A 16,238-nucleotide genomic window follows, 5' to 3' on the forward strand; every position below is an offset into this window, starting at 1 on the left:
GACTGTTTCAGGTCCTGGGGGGGACCACACATGTCACAAATCACTTTGATAAGTTACCTCAATTCTGGGGCCGCGTTCGCACATTCACACGTAACAGACCTTGCTTTGGTTTCAGTTAATGGCAGGCAAGTTTTGTACAGTACCACTGGAGGAGACGGTGTTTTAAGCAATTGGAACATCGACGGCGCAACACCAGAGAACATTGATATCCAACCCTTTGATGGCGCGTTGCAAGCTGGTGGTGTGGCGACCCTTAGCGTTCTGAGCGATGGCGGCAATACGGCGTTGTTCACCAGTAATGGCACCCAGTCCGCTCCGCAAATTATCACGCTTGATCCGAACGGCGCATTTAACCTCGATTTGGCTGTATCGGTCGAGCAACTGACCGGTTATCAGCATTTTACTACGGTGGATTTAGGAACAGGCAGCTTTGCCGTTTACGGCGGCCTGATTTGCGCCGATGGTTTAGGCCAAATCACCTTCGACAGCTCAGGCGCAATTTCCCCGCAAACAACAACGGCGGGGATTGCAGGAACATATACCGATCAAATATCGGCGACGGCCACCGCAGCAGTAGACGGGCAAAATATTCTTTTAACCGCGAGCATGACAGGCAATGGCGTTACCAGCTGGTCAATTGACGAAACCGGGGCCCTATCAGCCGTTGACAATCTAGGGACTGATCAAGAACTTTGGATTGACGCACCAACAGTGATGACAACCACTGTCGTGAATGGGCAGACCTATGTGGTGCTGGGGGCTGCAGGAAGCGACAGCATTTCGGTCATGCAACTAAATCCAGACGGCAATATGATCTTGCGCGATCATGTGCTCGATGACCTTGAAACACGTTTCGGTGGGATTTCAGCGCTAGAGGTAATCAACCATAACGGCCAAACCTTCGTCATCGCAGGAGGCGCAGATGACGGGATAAGCGTGTTCGTTCTACTCGAAGGCGGTCAGCTTTTACCACGCGCTCACATCGCCGATACGACGGAAATGGGACTGGATAACATTAGTGCAATTGCGGTTAGCGGACAGGGAAACGGCTTAGATATCTATGTCGCAAGCAGCAGTGAAATCGGGATAACAAAACTGCGGTTCTCAACAGGACCAGCAGGCATGACCGCGACGGCAACCCTTGCTGGTGATGTGCTGATAGGGTCGGATGGTGGTGACATCTTACAAGGTGAACTTGGGGGTGATGTCCTGCGCGGCGGCGCAGGCGACGACATTCTACGCGATGGTGGTGGCAGCGATGTGCTAACCGGGGGGGCAGGTGCCGACGTGTTTATTTTGTCCGCAGATGGTGCGACAGACACGATTACTGACTTTTCGCTCGGCGAAGATTCTATTGACCTCTCCCTGTGGCCAATGCTGCGCGACGCAAGTCAGTTGACGATGACAATGCTAACAAACGGCGTTCAGATCAGTTACGGAGAAGACGTTTTAATCGTTCAAAGCGCGGACGGCGGGCCTATCGACTACCGCGATTTTACCAACGCCGACTTGATCGGAATTACACGCATTCCCCAGACTGTGACGCCTGGCTATCCTGGGCCTTATACGCCGCCGCCAGACCTTGATCCCCCAACCGGCGATAACGACGATCCGGCAGTCATCAATCTGATGACTGGCATCGGTGTCATCACTGTGGGAAACCTTAGCGAACTACGCGATGCTATCGCTGGAAACAGTGATACATCACAGGGGCGCGCACCCTTCATCATCGGGCAGGACACGAACGATACCTTAAATGGTGGTGCGAGTAACGATGTCGTCATAGGCGGCGGTGGTAACGATATCATTTCAGGCGAAACCGGTAATGACACAATTCTAGGCCGAAGCGGTAGTGATACGATCTTTGGTAATGCCGGTGCAGACATCTTGTTTGGTGGCGCTGGCGCGGACACCCTCAGTGGCGGCACAGGACAAGATATTCTACGCGGCGGCACGGGAAATGACGTGATCGATGGTGGCGCTGGAAATGACATTTTGTTCGGTGACGCTGGCGCAGATGAGTTCATTTTCAATGGGGGCCTCGACACAATCAGAGACTTCACCCAAGGCGAAGATCACATCACCCTCAGCCCAGACCTTTGGACCGGCCTTACCTCAGCCAATGATCTGATTTTGATCTACGGGGATCTTGATGGTGATCAGATGACCATAGATTTCGGCGACGGCAATGCGCTGGTGATCGAAAACGTGACCAACCCCAGCGCACTTGCCGATGATATTACGTTGTTCTGACGCAATCAGTTTGCAAGTGATGCGATTGATTGCCCCAGTCCAAACACAGTGAGCGCGGGCCCAAGTGCACTTTCGGTGCCATAGATGAGATCGTCATCTTGGATGATAAATTTACCAGCCGAAAAAAGCCCATCAGCAGAGGTAAGATCTATCGTAAACACAACGCGTTCTTGCGCGGGGCCTGTCGTATCGTCGCGCACAACTGACGTATCATATTCGCGCATAATTAGAATCCCCTTCGGGTTCGCGGTCCCATCACTCACGCCACCAACACGTGACATTGCTTCAAGCGCGGTCATGTCTTTTTCGGTGATCTCGTGCACGGCTTCGGTGCCCGTGGCACCCAATGACAAAAATTTGCGATCATCCGCAATGATCATAACCCGGTCACCGCCGCGCATGGTTGTGTTTTGGGCGGGTTCTTCCAACAGCCGCTCAAGCGATATGCCATACGTACGGCCATCCCGGATCAAACGCACTTGCGGATTTGCGAGGGCGGGGTTCGCACCACCAGCCAATGAAAGCAAATCTAACAACTTAAAGTTTCGGTCAGGCAATTCATATAAACCAGGCGCACCCACGCCAGAAGCAAGGTTCGCCATATTTTGGCGGCCCGGCGTCACCACAAGCTGAACTTGTGCAGACGGGATCGTTTTGCTCAGTTCTTCTTCAACACGCCCGCGCGCTGTCATCGCGGACATGCCCGAAATCCGCATATCACCAATATAAGGTACAAAGATGCGACCATCAGATCCGACCTGCGTTTCTTGTAAAGGCGTTGCGCGCTGACCAGTTCCAGACAATAGCGAATTTTCTTCGGCGTCCCAAATGGTCAATTGAACCGTGTCACCGGGTGCAATGATTAATGATGCTGGTTGTTCTTGTGCTGCAATCCAAGGATACGGATAGAAATCATGGTTGGGCCAAGCATTAATAACAGGTAGGGTGTCGCGGGTGACTTCAATAACTTCAAAGTCATAAACCGGCTCTTCACCTTCCTCGCGATTACCTGCGTTTGACGCGGCTAAAACCTCGGATTGGAACCCGGCACCACGGGGAAGACTGCAGCCAGCAGTCAACAAAGACAGGCCCAGCAACAGTGCCCGATGCAAAGTGAAACGCATGCTCTCTCCATCAATCGACCGCCATTCGTTGATGACGATATCATTTTTTTCCACAATTATCCTAATTAACCGTGAAAAGAGAGAGTGAAAAATTACAAAACCGATGATAGTGGCAAATTGGTTCCAACAAAGGTACAAAAGCAAGGGAGCCAATTTGCCCCCTTGCCGAAAGAATTCACCCTTCGACTGCTGCAATCACAGCGTCGTATGTCTCGCAAAGCGGTGCCATTTCGGCAGACGCTTGGGCAACAGTTATATTTTCTTGAAACTCGCTAACCACGGCAAACATAAGATCGGGGTCATTTTGGCCGATGATTTGGATCGCTTCTTTTGCCTGCTCCAGTTTGACATCCACAAGCTCTGAAGTGCATTCGTCCGACGCATAAGCGGCTGAAGAAACGCACACAGCAATCGCAGTAATAAGTGCCTCGATTTTCATAGGTTACATCCCTTTTTGTTAGAACCATGAGTGGCTCAAAACCGATGTAGCCAAAGAATTACGAAAACCTAATACGTATAATTTGGGATGGTAATTTCATGCCAGAATCCGCTTAGAGAGGGCAAAATGTTGCCGATTCTCGCGATTAAAAGTCTACGGCGATCCCTTTTCGCTCCCAATCGCCAAAGCGAACCGGCTCGGGTCCATCGCGTCCACCCAGTTCGGTAGGAAGCCCCTGCGCTGCGTCTTTTTTACGGCGCTCTTCGGCTTCGGCAAGTGCACGTTGCGCTGGCGTAGACTGGTCTTTGTCTTGATCGGGCATTTGGACTCTCCTTGTCGGCGGCATGGCTTTGATATACCCCGCTTACACCCAGCATCAAGAGATACCCCATGAATCAAACAGGTTTGCCTGCCCGACGCACCGCGCATCATCTATTGATGCAGATCACGACCGAAGGTCGCCTGATGGCAGAACTGATAGCGGGCGGTGCCTTGAACCAATTAGCCAATGATGACCGCGCACGCGCCCAGCGCCTAGCGACAGACGCATTGCGCGGCTTGGACCGTGCGGATCGGATGCTAAAACCATACCTGAAAAAGACGCCGCCTGATCATGTAATGAACGCGCTTCGCCTTGGGGTTATCGAATTGTGCGGTGGCGAAGCGGCGCATGGTGTCGTGAATGCATACGTGGAAATCGTGGCACGGAACAAACGCACCCAAGCGATGAAGGGCCTAACAAATGCCGTCCTACGTAAAATCGCGGCTGAAGGCCCCGAAGGCTGGGGCAAGCGTGCAGTACCGCTGACGCCCGGTTGGCTACGCCAGCCGCTGGTTGCGGCATGGGGCCGCGAGGCGGTTGTTGGCATGGAAACAGCACACTTTAGTGGCGCCCCGCTTGATCTAACGACAAAGACCGATGCTGACGCCGTGGCAAAAGCAACTGGCGGCACCGTTCTGCCAACAGGTTCCGTACGTATCACAAACGCTGGTCAGGTGACGTCGTTGCCCGGATATGACGCTGGCGATTGGTGGGTCCAAGATGCTGCCGCGGCAATTCCAGTGAAGCTGTTGGGTGATGTGAAGGGCCTTAGGGTTCTTGATCTTTGCGCAGCCCCCGGCGGCAAAGCGATGCAATTGGCTGCTGCGGGTGCAGATGTAACAGCAGTAGACTTGTCCGAACGGCGCATGGAACGGGTTCAAGAGAATCTAACGCGTGTCGGGCTAAAAGCCCGCACCGTGGTCAGCGACGCCTTTGCGTTTGAGGAAACTGGGTTCGACGCAATCTTACTTGACGCACCTTGTTCTGCGACGGGAACTATTCGGCGGCACCCTGACCTGCCATACGCTAAAGATGGGTCAGAGTTTGGCGCATTGATTGATCAACAAGAAACGATGATTGATCACGCGCTAGGCTTGCTGAAACCGGGCGGGCGGCTGGTGTTTTGTACATGCTCTTTGCTACCCGACGAAGGTGAAGTGCAAGTCGAGGAAGCTCTCGCGCGTCATTCAGACTTGACGATTGACACCGAGGCACTGAACGTCCCCGGGATTGAGCCAGAATGGATCACCGAAGAAGGCGGGCTGCGTCTGCGCCCTGACTACTGGCCTGACCTTGGCGGAATGGATGGATTTTATATGGCCGTTCTACAAAAAGCAAAATAATCATTCATAAGGCCCCGTTTCTTCAAACGACTTCATCGCCTTGGCAGGTCCGCGCTTAGGTTAAGAAGTTTTAGTGACTTAACGGCAATCATTTTCTATCCTGTCCGCAATAACAATTGGCCGAGGCAGTGCAGAATTGGCAAAAGCGACCACATGGCGGGATCGCCGGACAGCATTTATGAACCGGGTGCATGCCCGGCGCGCGGCGTTTTCTGATATAACTCCAAGCTTTGTGATTCAGCCCGAGCCGCGGATGATCGGAGCTATAGGTCGTGGCCGTCAATTGATCACCGGCAACTTTCTGTTTTCTGGCCTATTCGTTGAAGGCCCCAATCTGTCGATTTGGGACATTGCGCATGACAATCCAGATGTAATGAACGAGATTCACGGCTCTGCTTGGATGGATGACCTTGTCGCGGTCGGCGATGAAAAGGCACGGACCCGTGCCCAAACATGGGTTTATGATTGGATTAAACGGTACGGAAACGGACGAAGCGCCGGCTGGGAGCCAAGTGTTGCAGGGCGCAGGTTAACACGGCTTATCAATCACGGGCCTTTCCTTTTGCGCGGACAAGATCAACCCGCCACGGATCAATTCATGCGTTCACTTGGGCAGCAAACGCTGTTTCTAGCGCGACGCTGGGTGGCTGCCCCACATGGGTTTGCACGGTTCGAAGCCTTGGCTGGTCTTATCTATGCTGGCCTCATGCTGAGTAGTATGGACCGCCATGTCGACACCGCCGTCAAAGCGCTCGCGGCTGAATGTGCATCACAAGTTTCCAGCGATGGGGAGATTGCAACCCGCAATCCCGAAGAATTACTGGAAATCCTGACGCTTCTAAATCTAGCGGTACAGACACTAACCAGCGTAAAACGGCGCATTCCCCGCAACATCGTGCAAGCCATTGACGCAATCGTCCCGACATTGCGCGCACTTCGACATAGTGACGGAAGCCTGACACGGTTTCATGGCGGCGGATCGGGACTTGAGGGTCGGCTCGATCAGGCTTTCGCGGATTCTGGCGTCAGGACAACACCGGGTGCGGGCCTTCACATGGGGTTTGCGAAGCTAACAGGTGGGCGTACGTCTCTGATTATCGATGCCTCTCCGCCGCCTACCGACATGGCGTCTCTCAAAGGGCACGCAAGTACGTTGGGGTTTGAACTAAATTCTGGGCGACGGCCAATCATCGTCAACAGCGGATCTGGCGCGCGCTTTGGGACCGAATGGCGGCGAGCCAGCCGCGCAACAGCAAGCCATTCCACGTTAGGTCTTGATGGTGTGTCATCATCGCGTCTGAACACTGACAACGCAGAACTAAGCGAAACGCCTGACACCGTGCGCTACAACGCCCCCATTGCCGAAGGTAGACGATGCGCCGAACTATCACACAACGGGTACCAAACCAGCCACGGATTGACCCATGCGCGCATATTGCAACTATCTATCGATGGCAGACAACTGACTTGCGAAGACCTGCTAACCACGCTCGACGATACAGATGATGCAAAGTTTGACGCGGCGCGTGGTACCGACGGTGTTGGCTATAAAATAAGGTTTCACCTACACCCCGACGTCACTGCGACATTAGATCATCAAAACGTGTTCCTTGCGCTCAAATCGGGCGAAACATGGGTGTTTACCCATGATGGTGCCGCTGAGCTGTCGCTTGCCCCCTCAGTTTACCTACAAAATGGTCGATTAAGGCCTCTTGGGACACATCAAGTGGTTTTATCTGGACGCGCAATGTCATATGCGACACGCGTCCGTTGGTCACTGGCCAAGGCGCAAGACACTCCAACTGCCCTGCGTGATCTTGTTCAGACCGACGTTGCGGACGATGTGGAATATACACCTGGGGACTTTGAATGACCGACCTTGCACCACTGCGCCGCGCGCTTCTTTCTGTATCCGACAAAACTGGACTTGTTGATCTTGCCCGCGCGCTTGCTGATCGCGGCGTTGAATTGCTGTCCACCGGCGGCTCTGCCCAAGCATTGCGCGATGCTGGACTAGAAGTTCGCGATGTGGCCGATGTCACTGGCTTCCCAGAAATGATGGACGGCCGCGTGAAAACGCTGCACCCCGTTGTTCACGGTGGCCTGTTGGCGCGCCGCGATCTAGACGGGCACCGCGATGCGATGGTCGAACATAACATCGGCCCAATCGATCTGTTGGTCGTGAACCTGTACCCGTTTGAGGAAACCGTTGCGAAGGGCGGCGATTACGCGGCTTGCATCGAAAACATCGACATTGGCGGCCCTGCGATGATCCGTTCCGCAGCGAAAAACCATGCGTTTGTCACTGTTGTGACAGATGTCGAAGACTACGACGCGGTTCTTGCAGAGCTAGACGCGAATGACGGTCAAACAACGTTGGCCCTGCGCCAGCGTCTTGCACAAACCGCCTATGCCCGCACAGCAGCCTATGACACTGCCGTTAGCACTTGGATGGCTAGCGCGATTGGCCAGAATGAGCCACGTCGCCGTTCATTCAGCGGCACATTCAAGCAAACCATGCGTTACGGCGAAAACAGCCACCAGTCTGCGGCATTCTATACTGACGGCACCAACCGCCCCGGCGTTGCGACCGCAGTTGTGCACCAAGGCAAGGCACTATCTTACAACAACATCAACGATACTGACGCGGCGTTTGAATTGGTCGCTGAATTCGACCCAGCCGAAAGCCCAGCTGTCGCAATTATCAAGCACGCGAACCCGTGCGGCGTAGCACGTGGCGCGACATTGCTTGAAGCCTACCAAAACGCGTTTAACTGTGACCGCACATCTGCTTTTGGTGGGATCGTTGCGCTAAACCAGCCGCTGGACGAAGAAACCGCCAAGGCAATCGTCGAAATCTTTACCGAAGTCGTGATCGCCCCCGGCGCATCAGACGCAGCCAAAGCTGTCTTCGCCGCCAAGAAAAACCTGCGCCTTCTAACCACAGAGGCGCTGCCCGATCCAAAGACACCGATCACAACCTACCGTCAGGTTGCTGGCGGCATGTTGGTTCAAGACAAAGACACCGGTTACGTCGGCATGGATGATCTGAAAGTCGTGACAAAGGTTGCCCCGACCGACGAACAAATGGCTGATCTGCTATTCGCATGGAAGGTAGCAAAGCACGTCAAATCCAACGCAATTGTCTATGTCAAAGACAAGGCAACAGTGGGCGTGGGCGCTGGCCAGATGTCACGTCTGGACTCTGCCCTGATCGCTGCGAAAAAAGCGGAGCGTATGGCCGAAGCCATGGAACTGCCTCAGCCTTTGACCATTGGTTCGGCTGTTGCGTCTGACGCGTTCTTCCCATTCGCTGATGGCCTGCTAGAGGCCGCCGCCGCTGGTGCGACATGTGTGATCCAGCCGGGTGGTTCAATGCGCGACGACGAAGTTATCGCCGCAGCTGACGAAGCCGGGATCGCGATGGTCTTTACCGGCATGCGCCACTTCAAACACTAAGGGGCGGATATGCGTCTAACTTTCTGGACCGGGCTATGGGTGCTGCTGCTGGATCAAGCCAGCAAATACTACGTGGTGCATTGGCTTGGTCTGGGAAATCCCGGGCGCGGCAAGATCGAGGTTTTCCCGCCCTACCTTGAATTCCAGATGGCTTGGAATCGTGGGGTCAACTTTGGCCTATTTTCCGGTTTCGACATGCGCTGGGTTCTTATTGGGCTTGCGGTCGTCATCTCGGCCGCAGTCCTTTGGTGGCTGCGTAAAAACGGTGGATCAAAATGGGTCTACATGTCAGCGGGTTTTCTGATTGGCGGTGCAATTGGCAACGTCGTTGACCGCATCTTCTATGGCGCAGTCGCCGATTTCCTGAACATGTCCTGCTGTGGTTTCAACAACCCGTATTCATTTAACATCGCTGATGTCGCGATCTTTATTGGGGCCGTTGGCCTTGCATTTTTGGGCGAAGATCACAAATCCAGCCCCAAGAAGAACAGCGCGTGACGTCGCCGCGGGCTTCGGTTACACAGAATGCGATACTTTCAATGGGTGCTTTAATGCGTGCAATTATTCTATCAGTTCTGACGCTTGTCACACTTGCCGCGTGCGGAAACACAGAACGCCCTTTGCGTAGTACCGGCATATCGGATGGTGGTCCTGATGAGTTTTCGGTGATTCCTTCACGGTCGCTAGAATTGCCAGCAACAACAACCCTACCAACGCCTACACCGGGTGGCACTAACCTTGCCGATCCAACACCAAAGGCCGATGCTATCCGTGCGCTTGGCGGAAACCCTGCCGCGCAATACGCTGGTGGTATTCCGTCCAGTGATACCGCACTTGTCGCACAGACCGCGCGTTATGGCGTAAACCCTGATATCCGTGCTGAATTGGCTGTACGGGACGAAGCCGCTCGCAAGCGCAAAAAGCTGTCGAACGTATTCAATCCACTGAACCGAGATCGGTACTTTCCTCTTTACGCAGGTCAGGCGCTTGACGCCGATGCAGAGCTAGCACGCCTTGCTGCGTTGGGCGTCATCGTGCCAACCGCACCTGCGGAACAGTAAAACAATCCTCACATCCGCGTATGGCGGCTTGAACATCACGGCACCCGGCGTCAGTTTGCATCTGACGAAACCGGAAGGGTGCCTATGAAACGTTTGCTTGCCGCTTTGGCGATGATCACCACAACTGCCGCCGCGCAGGCGGAAGAGGTGACAACCTTCACCCTAGACAACGGGATGGAGGTCGTCGTGATCGAAGATCACCGCGCGCCCGTTGTTGTACACATGGTTTGGTATAAAATCGGTTCGGCGGACGAACCCGTTGGTGCATCCGGCGTCGCGCATTTCTTTGAACACCTGATGTTCAAGCAAACCGACATTCTGGAATCGGGTGAGTTTTCAGCGACCGTTGCCGCGAACGGCGGCAGCGACAACGCCTTTACCAGTTACGATTACACCGCATATTTTCAACGCATCGCTGCTGATCGGCTTGATCTGATGATGCAGATGGAAAGCAACCGGATGACCAATCTGGCCATCACTGCGGATAACATCGCGACTGAACGCAATGTCGTGCTCGAAGAACGTAATCAACGCACCGAAAACAATCCCGGCGCATTGGCACGCGAACAGTTCAACGCTGCGCAGTATCAAAACCACCGCTACGGTGTGCCTGTCATCGGCTGGAAACACGAGATGGAACAGCTGAATATCGATGACGCGCTGGCCTTTTATGACCTGTACTATTCCCCAAACAACGCCGTGCTGGTCGTTGCAGGTGATGTGCAACCCGACGAGGTACGCGCATTGGCGGAAACCTATTATGGTGTCATCCCGTCTGAACCCGACCTACCCGAACGCATCCGCCCCCAAGAACCACCACAGCGCGCAGAACGTCGGATCACATACACTGATCCACGGGTGAGCCAACCCTACCTCACCCGCAGTTATTTGGCCCCCGAACGCGACCCCGGCGCACAAGAAGAAGCCGCAGCCCTTGTCTATCTTGCAGACCTATTGGGCGGGTCACCATTTACATCTGATCTCGGTATTGCGCTTCAATTCGACACGCAAACCGCGCTTTACACGGGCGCCTCGTATAACGGGAGCTCGTTGGATACCGCTACATTTAGCGTTTCTGTCGCCCCCGCGACTGGCGTAAAATTATCAGAAGCCGAAGCAGCAATGGATCAGGTTATCGCAGACTTCATCGCGAACGATATAGATCCAGCGCGCATGGAAAGCATCCGCACACAACTGCGGGCTTCTGAAATTTATGCATTGGACGACACACAGGGTCTCGCTCAGCGATACGGTGCAGCGCTTAGTCAAAGCCTGACGGTCGCAGATGTGCAAGCATGGCCTGACATTCTCCAATCTGTCACCGAAGAAGACGTCAAAACTGTCGCCACAAAAGTACTCAACCGCGATCAGGCCGTCACCGGCTGGGTTGTCGCCACCCAAGAGGACGCCCGCTAATGTTTCGCTCGTTTATCGCCCTTACGCTTAGCCTGTTTGCCACGACGGCCAGCGCCGAAATTGACATTAACGAAGTAACTTCCCCCGGTGGGATCAACGCATGGGTCGTCGAAGAACCAAGCATCCCTTTCATTGCCGTGGAAATCCGTTTTCGTGGCGGCACATCGTTGGATTTGCCGGGCAAACGCGGCGCGACCAACCTGATGATGGGGTTGCTAGAGGAAGGATCGGGCGACATGAACGCCCAAGAATTTCAGACAGCGCGCGAAGCCTTAGCGGCAAGTTACGGGTTTTCGGCCTATGATGACTCGATTGGTGTTTCGGCCCAATTCCTCACTGAAAATCAGGACGAGGCTATCGCACTTTTGCGCCAAGCACTGATTGAACCCACATTTGACCAAGACGCCTTAGACCGTGTTCGCGCACAGGTTCTGGCCAACATTGCATCCGAAGGTAAGCGGCCTAATAGCATCGCAAGCACAGCATTCTATTCCGCTGCATTCGGCGACCACCCCTACGGCACCAACAGCGACGGGACAGTCGAAAGCGTGAACGCCCTGACCCAATCAGACATGCATGAAGCACACCAACGCGCACTTACACACGACCGGCTTTACGTGTCGGTTGTCGGTGACATCACCCCAGCCGAGGTTGGACCGATGCTTGATACGCTATTAGGTGATCTGCCAGAGCAAGGCCCCGAATTGCCTGATAACATCGCATTTAGCCTTGATGGCGGCATGACCGTCATTGACTACGATACCCCGCAAGCCGTCGCATTCTTTGGCCACGCAGGCATGAAACGGAACGATCCTGATTTCTTTGCCGCCTATGTGTTGAACAATGTGCAGGGGTCCGGTGGTTTTGAATCGCGGCTCATGAACGAAGTACGCGAAAAACGTGGCCTGACCTACGGGATTGGAACCTACCTTGTTCCAAAATTCCATGCTGAAATGATGCTTGGATCGGTTGCATCATCGAACGCAACCATCGCCGAAGCGATCGCAGTAACACGCGACGTTTGGGCCGACACTGCCACAAACGGAATTACGCAGGCAGAACTTGACCGCGCCAAAACCTATCTGACGGGTGAATATCCGCTACGGTTTGACGGGAACAGCGATATCGCCAATATCATGGTGGGCATGCAGATGATCGATCTGTCGCCCGACTATGTGATCAACCGAAACGACTATATCGAAGCGGTCACATTAGAAGACGCAAACCGGGTCGCACGTGAACTCCTGCAGCCAGACAACCTGCATTTCGTTGTCGTTGGAAAACCCGAAGGGTTGGAAAGCACACCAAATTGATCACGCTGGGTTTATAACTCTTCTCTCGCAGAATCGCAGGTTCATGCTATAGTTTGTGGCATGGCCATAGCAGACCCCCAGATAAAGCCCCGCCCGGTAATTCGGCAGCTTGACGACGCCGCGATCAACAGGATTGCGGCGGGCGAAGTTCTTGAACGTCCGGCTTCGGCCGTCAAAGAACTAGCTGAAAACGCTGTCGATGCAGGTGCAACCCGGATTGAGGTTGTCATTGCCGACGGCGGCAAGACCCTGATCCGTGTGACAGACGATGGTTGCGGGATTGCAGCTGGCGATTTACCGCTCGCCTTGTCCCGGCATGCCACATCGAAAATAGACGGATCTGACCTGCTGAACATCCATTCATTTGGGTTCAGAGGAGAGGCCCTGCCGTCGCTAGGTGCCGTTGGCCGCCTGACCATCACATCACGTGTCCCGGGTGCAGATGCCGCAAGCATCGACGTTACGGGCGGCAAGATGAGCGATGTTCGCCCCGCCGCCCTATCATCAGGTACGACCGTCGAATTACGGGACATGTTCTATGCGACCCCTGCCCGGCTGAAATTCCTGCGCACCGACCGCGCCGAAGCACAAGCCGTCGGTGACGTGATCAAACGGCTCGCAATGGCCGAACCTTTCATCACTTTTATTCTGCGTGATGCATCAAACGGCGACAACCGGACGACCTTCCGCGCCGATGCGCAAACCGGCGATTTATTCGACGCGCTACACGGTCGGTTGCAAACTGTGCTAGGACGCGAATTTGCAGAAAACGCATTGGCAATCGACGCAGAGCGCGAAGGTTTTCACCTGACGGGCTATGCGGCCCTGCCGACATATTCGCGTGGTGCGGCGATTGCGCAGTTCCTGTTCGTCAACGGGCGTCCGGTTCGTGATAAAATGCTGCTGGGCGCATTACGTGCCGCCTATATGGATGTGCTATCGCGCGATAGGCACCCTGTTGCTGCGCTGTTTATCGACTGCGAACCAACCTTGGTTGATGTCAACGTCCACCCCGCCAAATCCGAAGTCCGTTTTCGCGATCCCGGCACTGTCCGCGGGTTGATCGTATCCGGGCTACGCCATGCGCTTGCTGGCGCGGGGCACCGGGCATCGACGACCGTCGCGACGGCAACGTTGGGCGCGATGCAGCCACAACAGCCGCTAACTGAACCGCGCGTCTATCAGATGGACCAAAAGAGCCTTGGACCAACGCGCCCAAGCTTTAGCGCCCGTTCCATGACATTTCAGGCCCAAGCACCCGGCTTCCAAGAAACACCATCAGGGCGCGTCGAACCAGTCGTCGAAGATGAGCCTGCCCACCTTCCATTAGGGGCAGCGCGCGCGCAGGTGCACGAAAACTATATCATCGCCCAAACCGAAAATGGGATCGTGATCGTCGACCAACACGCGGCCCACGAACGGCTGGTCTATGAAAAGCTAAAGAACCAGATGGCGGAAAACGGGGTCGCAGCACAGGCGCTTTTGATCCCTGAAATCGTCGAGATGGCCGAAGGCGATGCCGCGATGCTGCTTGCGATCGCCGACGATCTGTCGCGCCTTGGGCTGACCATTGAACCTTTCGGCGGCGGTGCAATCGCTGTTCGCGAAACCCCGGCCATCTTGGGCGAAGTAAACGCAGCTGCCATGATCCGCGACATCATCGACGAACTGGCCGACCAAGGCGACAGCGCCAGCGTCAAAGCCAAGATCGAAGCGATCCTAAGCCGCGTTGCCTGCCATGGATCAATCCGGTCTGGGCGTCGCATGCAAGGCCCCGAGATGAACGCGCTTTTGCGTGAAATGGAAGCAACACCACTGTCAGGGCAATGCAACCACGGGCGCCCGACCTATGTGGAACTCAAACTATCAGACATTGAACGGCTGTTCGGACGCACATGATCCAGATCGGCGACCAGACCTATGCGTTCAGCGATCCGCTGGTGGTCGGGGTAGTTTCGGCCGCATGCCTTATGTTTCTGGTGCTTATTCTGCTGATCACAACCGCGCGTCGTGCAGGCCGGTCGGCTGATGCCGTTTACAGCGTCGCGCAGCAAGTCGGGCAGCTGTCCGTGAACGTCAACGCCCTCGGTCAAGGGCAACAGCAACTCGCGGGGAACATCCAAACAGTTTCAGACGCACAAGCGCACGCCCAAATCCGCGTCATTCAAACGATGGAAACGCGAATGGCCGAGGTTCAGGCGCAGATGTCCGAACGTTTGGCCGATAACGCACTGAAATCAGCCTATGCACTCGCAGAAATGCAGGAACGGATGAAGGATACGCTGACCGGTTCGTCCGAGAAAACAACCAAAAGCCTGACAGAACTGCAGGAACGGCTCGCCACAATCGACAAGGCCCAAACCAATATCGAAAAACTGTCCGGCGACGTGCTGTCATTACAGGACATTCTTTCGAACAAACAAACACGCGGTGCGTTTGGCGAAATCCAACTGCAAGACATCGTATCCAAAGCCCTGCCCGCAGATAGCTACACTTGGCAGGCGACCCTATCAAACAACCGCCGCGCTGATTGCTTGATCCATCTTCCCAATCCTCCCGGCCCTATTGTGATCGACGCGAAGTTTCCGCTCGAGGCTTATGAGGCCCTTGTCGCCGCAGAAACCAAACACGACCGGGACCGCGCGCTTACTGCACTAGGTCAGGCGGTGCGCGTACACATTCGCAAAATATCAGACAGCTATCTTATCGAAGGCGAAACCGCTGACGGCGCGCTGATGTTCCTCCCCTCCGAGGCTGTCTATGCCGAAATCCACAGCCGCCTGCCTCATATTGTACGTGAAGGGTTTACCGCACGCGTTTGGATTGTTTCGCCGACCACCTGCATGGCAACCTTGAACACCATGCGGGCTATCCTCAAAGATGCCCGCATGCGCGAACAAACTGGCGCGATCCGCAAAGAACTGGCTCTGCTAGGTGGTGACGTTGATCGACTGGTCGGGCGGGTCGGGAACCTTGACCGTCACTTTGCGCAGGCGGCAAAAGACATCGAAGAAATTAAAATCTCGGCGGATAAGGCTGGCAAACGTGCCAATCGGCTCGACCAATTTGATTTTGAAGAACTCGAAACACCGCCAGACCCAAAGGTCGTCCCACTTCGGGACTAGTTGCGCCAGATCAAGGTCATGCATCACGCCTTGTCCCATAGTGCGGATAAGGAGGACGTGAACATGCTACCAATCACGACAGATAAAATCGCAGAGGTGATCATCCTCGCCCGTGAGCTCAATCGGGCCGAGCCAGAGTTCGATGGCTTTGTTAATCACCTAACCCAAACAGAACAGGCCGTATTAGTCGCCGTTTTTTGGATTGGTCGTGGTAACTTTGAACCAGAAGAACTGGACGAAGCGCTGCGCACGGCCGCCGAAGAAGCAACGACGCCCACGGCAGAATACCTCAAGGGATCGCCACATTTGGCCAACCACCTTGAGACCGGTTTGGAAGCATTAGGTATAGACCCGACCGTTTTACAGGATGACCTGTTATAGTA

14 protein-coding genes are annotated in these 16,238 nt (G+C 54.7%); 11 read left to right on the plus strand and 3 right to left on the minus strand.

Annotated features, from left to right (window positions below):
* The first annotated feature begins 30 nt into the window (after positions 1-30).
* Complete coding sequence (locus CYQ09_RS14485) at positions 31-2,253, plus strand: calcium-binding protein (RefSeq protein WP_106746106.1); 2,223 nt, start codon at positions 31-33, stop codon at positions 2,251-2,253.
* 5 nt (positions 2,254-2,258) lie between these two features.
* Here the strand turns inward: CYQ09_RS14485 and CYQ09_RS14490 are convergent, their stop codons facing one another.
* The 3 genes from CYQ09_RS14490 to CYQ09_RS14500 all read right to left on the minus strand — a co-directional run bounded on the left by CYQ09_RS14490 (position 2,259) and on the right by CYQ09_RS14500 (position 4,138).
* Entirely contained in the window at positions 2,259-3,377 is a 1,119-nt protein-coding gene (locus tag CYQ09_RS14490) for a polysaccharide biosynthesis/export family protein (RefSeq protein ID WP_106746185.1), read from the minus strand.
* A 175-nt stretch (positions 3,378-3,552) separates the two neighbouring features.
* A complete protein-coding gene (locus tag CYQ09_RS14495) occupies positions 3,553-3,816 on the minus strand; it encodes a hypothetical protein (protein ID WP_106746107.1) in 264 nt (87 codons plus the stop codon).
* A gap of 145 nt (positions 3,817-3,961) precedes the next feature.
* Positions 3,962-4,138 carry a DUF1674 domain-containing protein gene (locus CYQ09_RS14500; RefSeq protein WP_106358553.1) on the minus strand — a complete coding sequence of 59 codons (177 nt, stop codon included), beginning with the start codon at positions 4,136-4,138 and terminating at the stop codon, positions 3,962-3,964.
* A gap of 68 nt (positions 4,139-4,206) precedes the next feature.
* On the opposite strand from CYQ09_RS14500, the gene CYQ09_RS14505 reads away from it, so the two are divergent.
* The 10 genes from CYQ09_RS14505 to CYQ09_RS14550 all read left to right on the plus strand — a co-directional run bounded on the left by CYQ09_RS14505 (position 4,207) and on the right by CYQ09_RS14550 (position 16,236).
* Complete coding sequence (locus CYQ09_RS14505; protein WP_106746108.1) at positions 4,207-5,481, plus strand: RsmB/NOP family class I SAM-dependent RNA methyltransferase; 1,275 nt, start codon at positions 4,207-4,209, stop codon at positions 5,479-5,481.
* A gap of 136 nt (positions 5,482-5,617) precedes the next feature.
* Complete coding sequence (locus CYQ09_RS14510; protein WP_343229863.1) at positions 5,618-7,354, plus strand: heparinase II/III family protein; 1,737 nt, start codon at positions 5,618-5,620, stop codon at positions 7,352-7,354.
* On the plus strand, positions 7,351-8,940 hold the full coding sequence (gene purH / locus CYQ09_RS14515; protein ID WP_106746109.1) for a bifunctional phosphoribosylaminoimidazolecarboxamide formyltransferase/IMP cyclohydrolase: 1,590 nt from the start codon (positions 7,351-7,353) through the stop codon (positions 8,938-8,940). Before CYQ09_RS14510 ends, purH begins: the two co-directional genes overlap by 4 nt.
* Positions 8,941-8,949: 9 nt before the next feature.
* Positions 8,950-9,438: a signal peptidase II gene (lspA, locus tag CYQ09_RS14520; RefSeq protein ID WP_106746110.1), complete on the plus strand. Its 489-nt coding sequence runs from the start codon at positions 8,950-8,952 to the stop codon at positions 9,436-9,438.
* Between the two features lie 53 nt (positions 9,439-9,491).
* Positions 9,492-10,001, plus strand: coding sequence for a DUF3035 domain-containing protein (locus tag CYQ09_RS14525; RefSeq protein ID WP_106746187.1), 510 nt, complete (start codon positions 9,492-9,494; stop codon positions 9,999-10,001).
* Between the two features lie 84 nt (positions 10,002-10,085).
* Positions 10,086-11,417 (plus strand): M16 family metallopeptidase, encoded by a 1,332-nt coding sequence (locus CYQ09_RS14530; RefSeq protein WP_106746111.1) that lies wholly within the window; start codon positions 10,086-10,088, stop codon positions 11,415-11,417.
* Complete coding sequence (locus CYQ09_RS14535; RefSeq protein WP_106746112.1) at positions 11,417-12,730, plus strand: M16 family metallopeptidase; 1,314 nt, start codon at positions 11,417-11,419, stop codon at positions 12,728-12,730. Before CYQ09_RS14530 ends, CYQ09_RS14535 begins: the two co-directional genes overlap by 1 nt.
* A gap of 60 nt (positions 12,731-12,790) precedes the next feature.
* Positions 12,791-14,629: a DNA mismatch repair endonuclease MutL gene (gene mutL, locus CYQ09_RS14540; protein WP_204353965.1), complete on the plus strand. Its 1,839-nt coding sequence runs from the start codon at positions 12,791-12,793 to the stop codon at positions 14,627-14,629.
* Positions 14,626-15,855, plus strand: coding sequence for a DNA recombination protein RmuC (locus tag CYQ09_RS14545; RefSeq protein WP_106746114.1), 1,230 nt, complete (start codon positions 14,626-14,628; stop codon positions 15,853-15,855). Before mutL ends, CYQ09_RS14545 begins: the two co-directional genes overlap by 4 nt.
* A gap of 63 nt (positions 15,856-15,918) precedes the next feature.
* Positions 15,919-16,236 (plus strand): DUF3775 domain-containing protein, encoded by a 318-nt coding sequence (locus tag CYQ09_RS14550; RefSeq protein ID WP_106746188.1) that lies wholly within the window; start codon positions 15,919-15,921, stop codon positions 16,234-16,236.
* Positions 16,237-16,238 lie beyond the last annotated feature (2 nt).

The organism is Yoonia maritima, assembly GCF_002933395.1.
In the GTDB taxonomy this organism is placed as follows: domain Bacteria; phylum Pseudomonadota; class Alphaproteobacteria; order Rhodobacterales; family Rhodobacteraceae; genus Yoonia; species Yoonia maritima_A.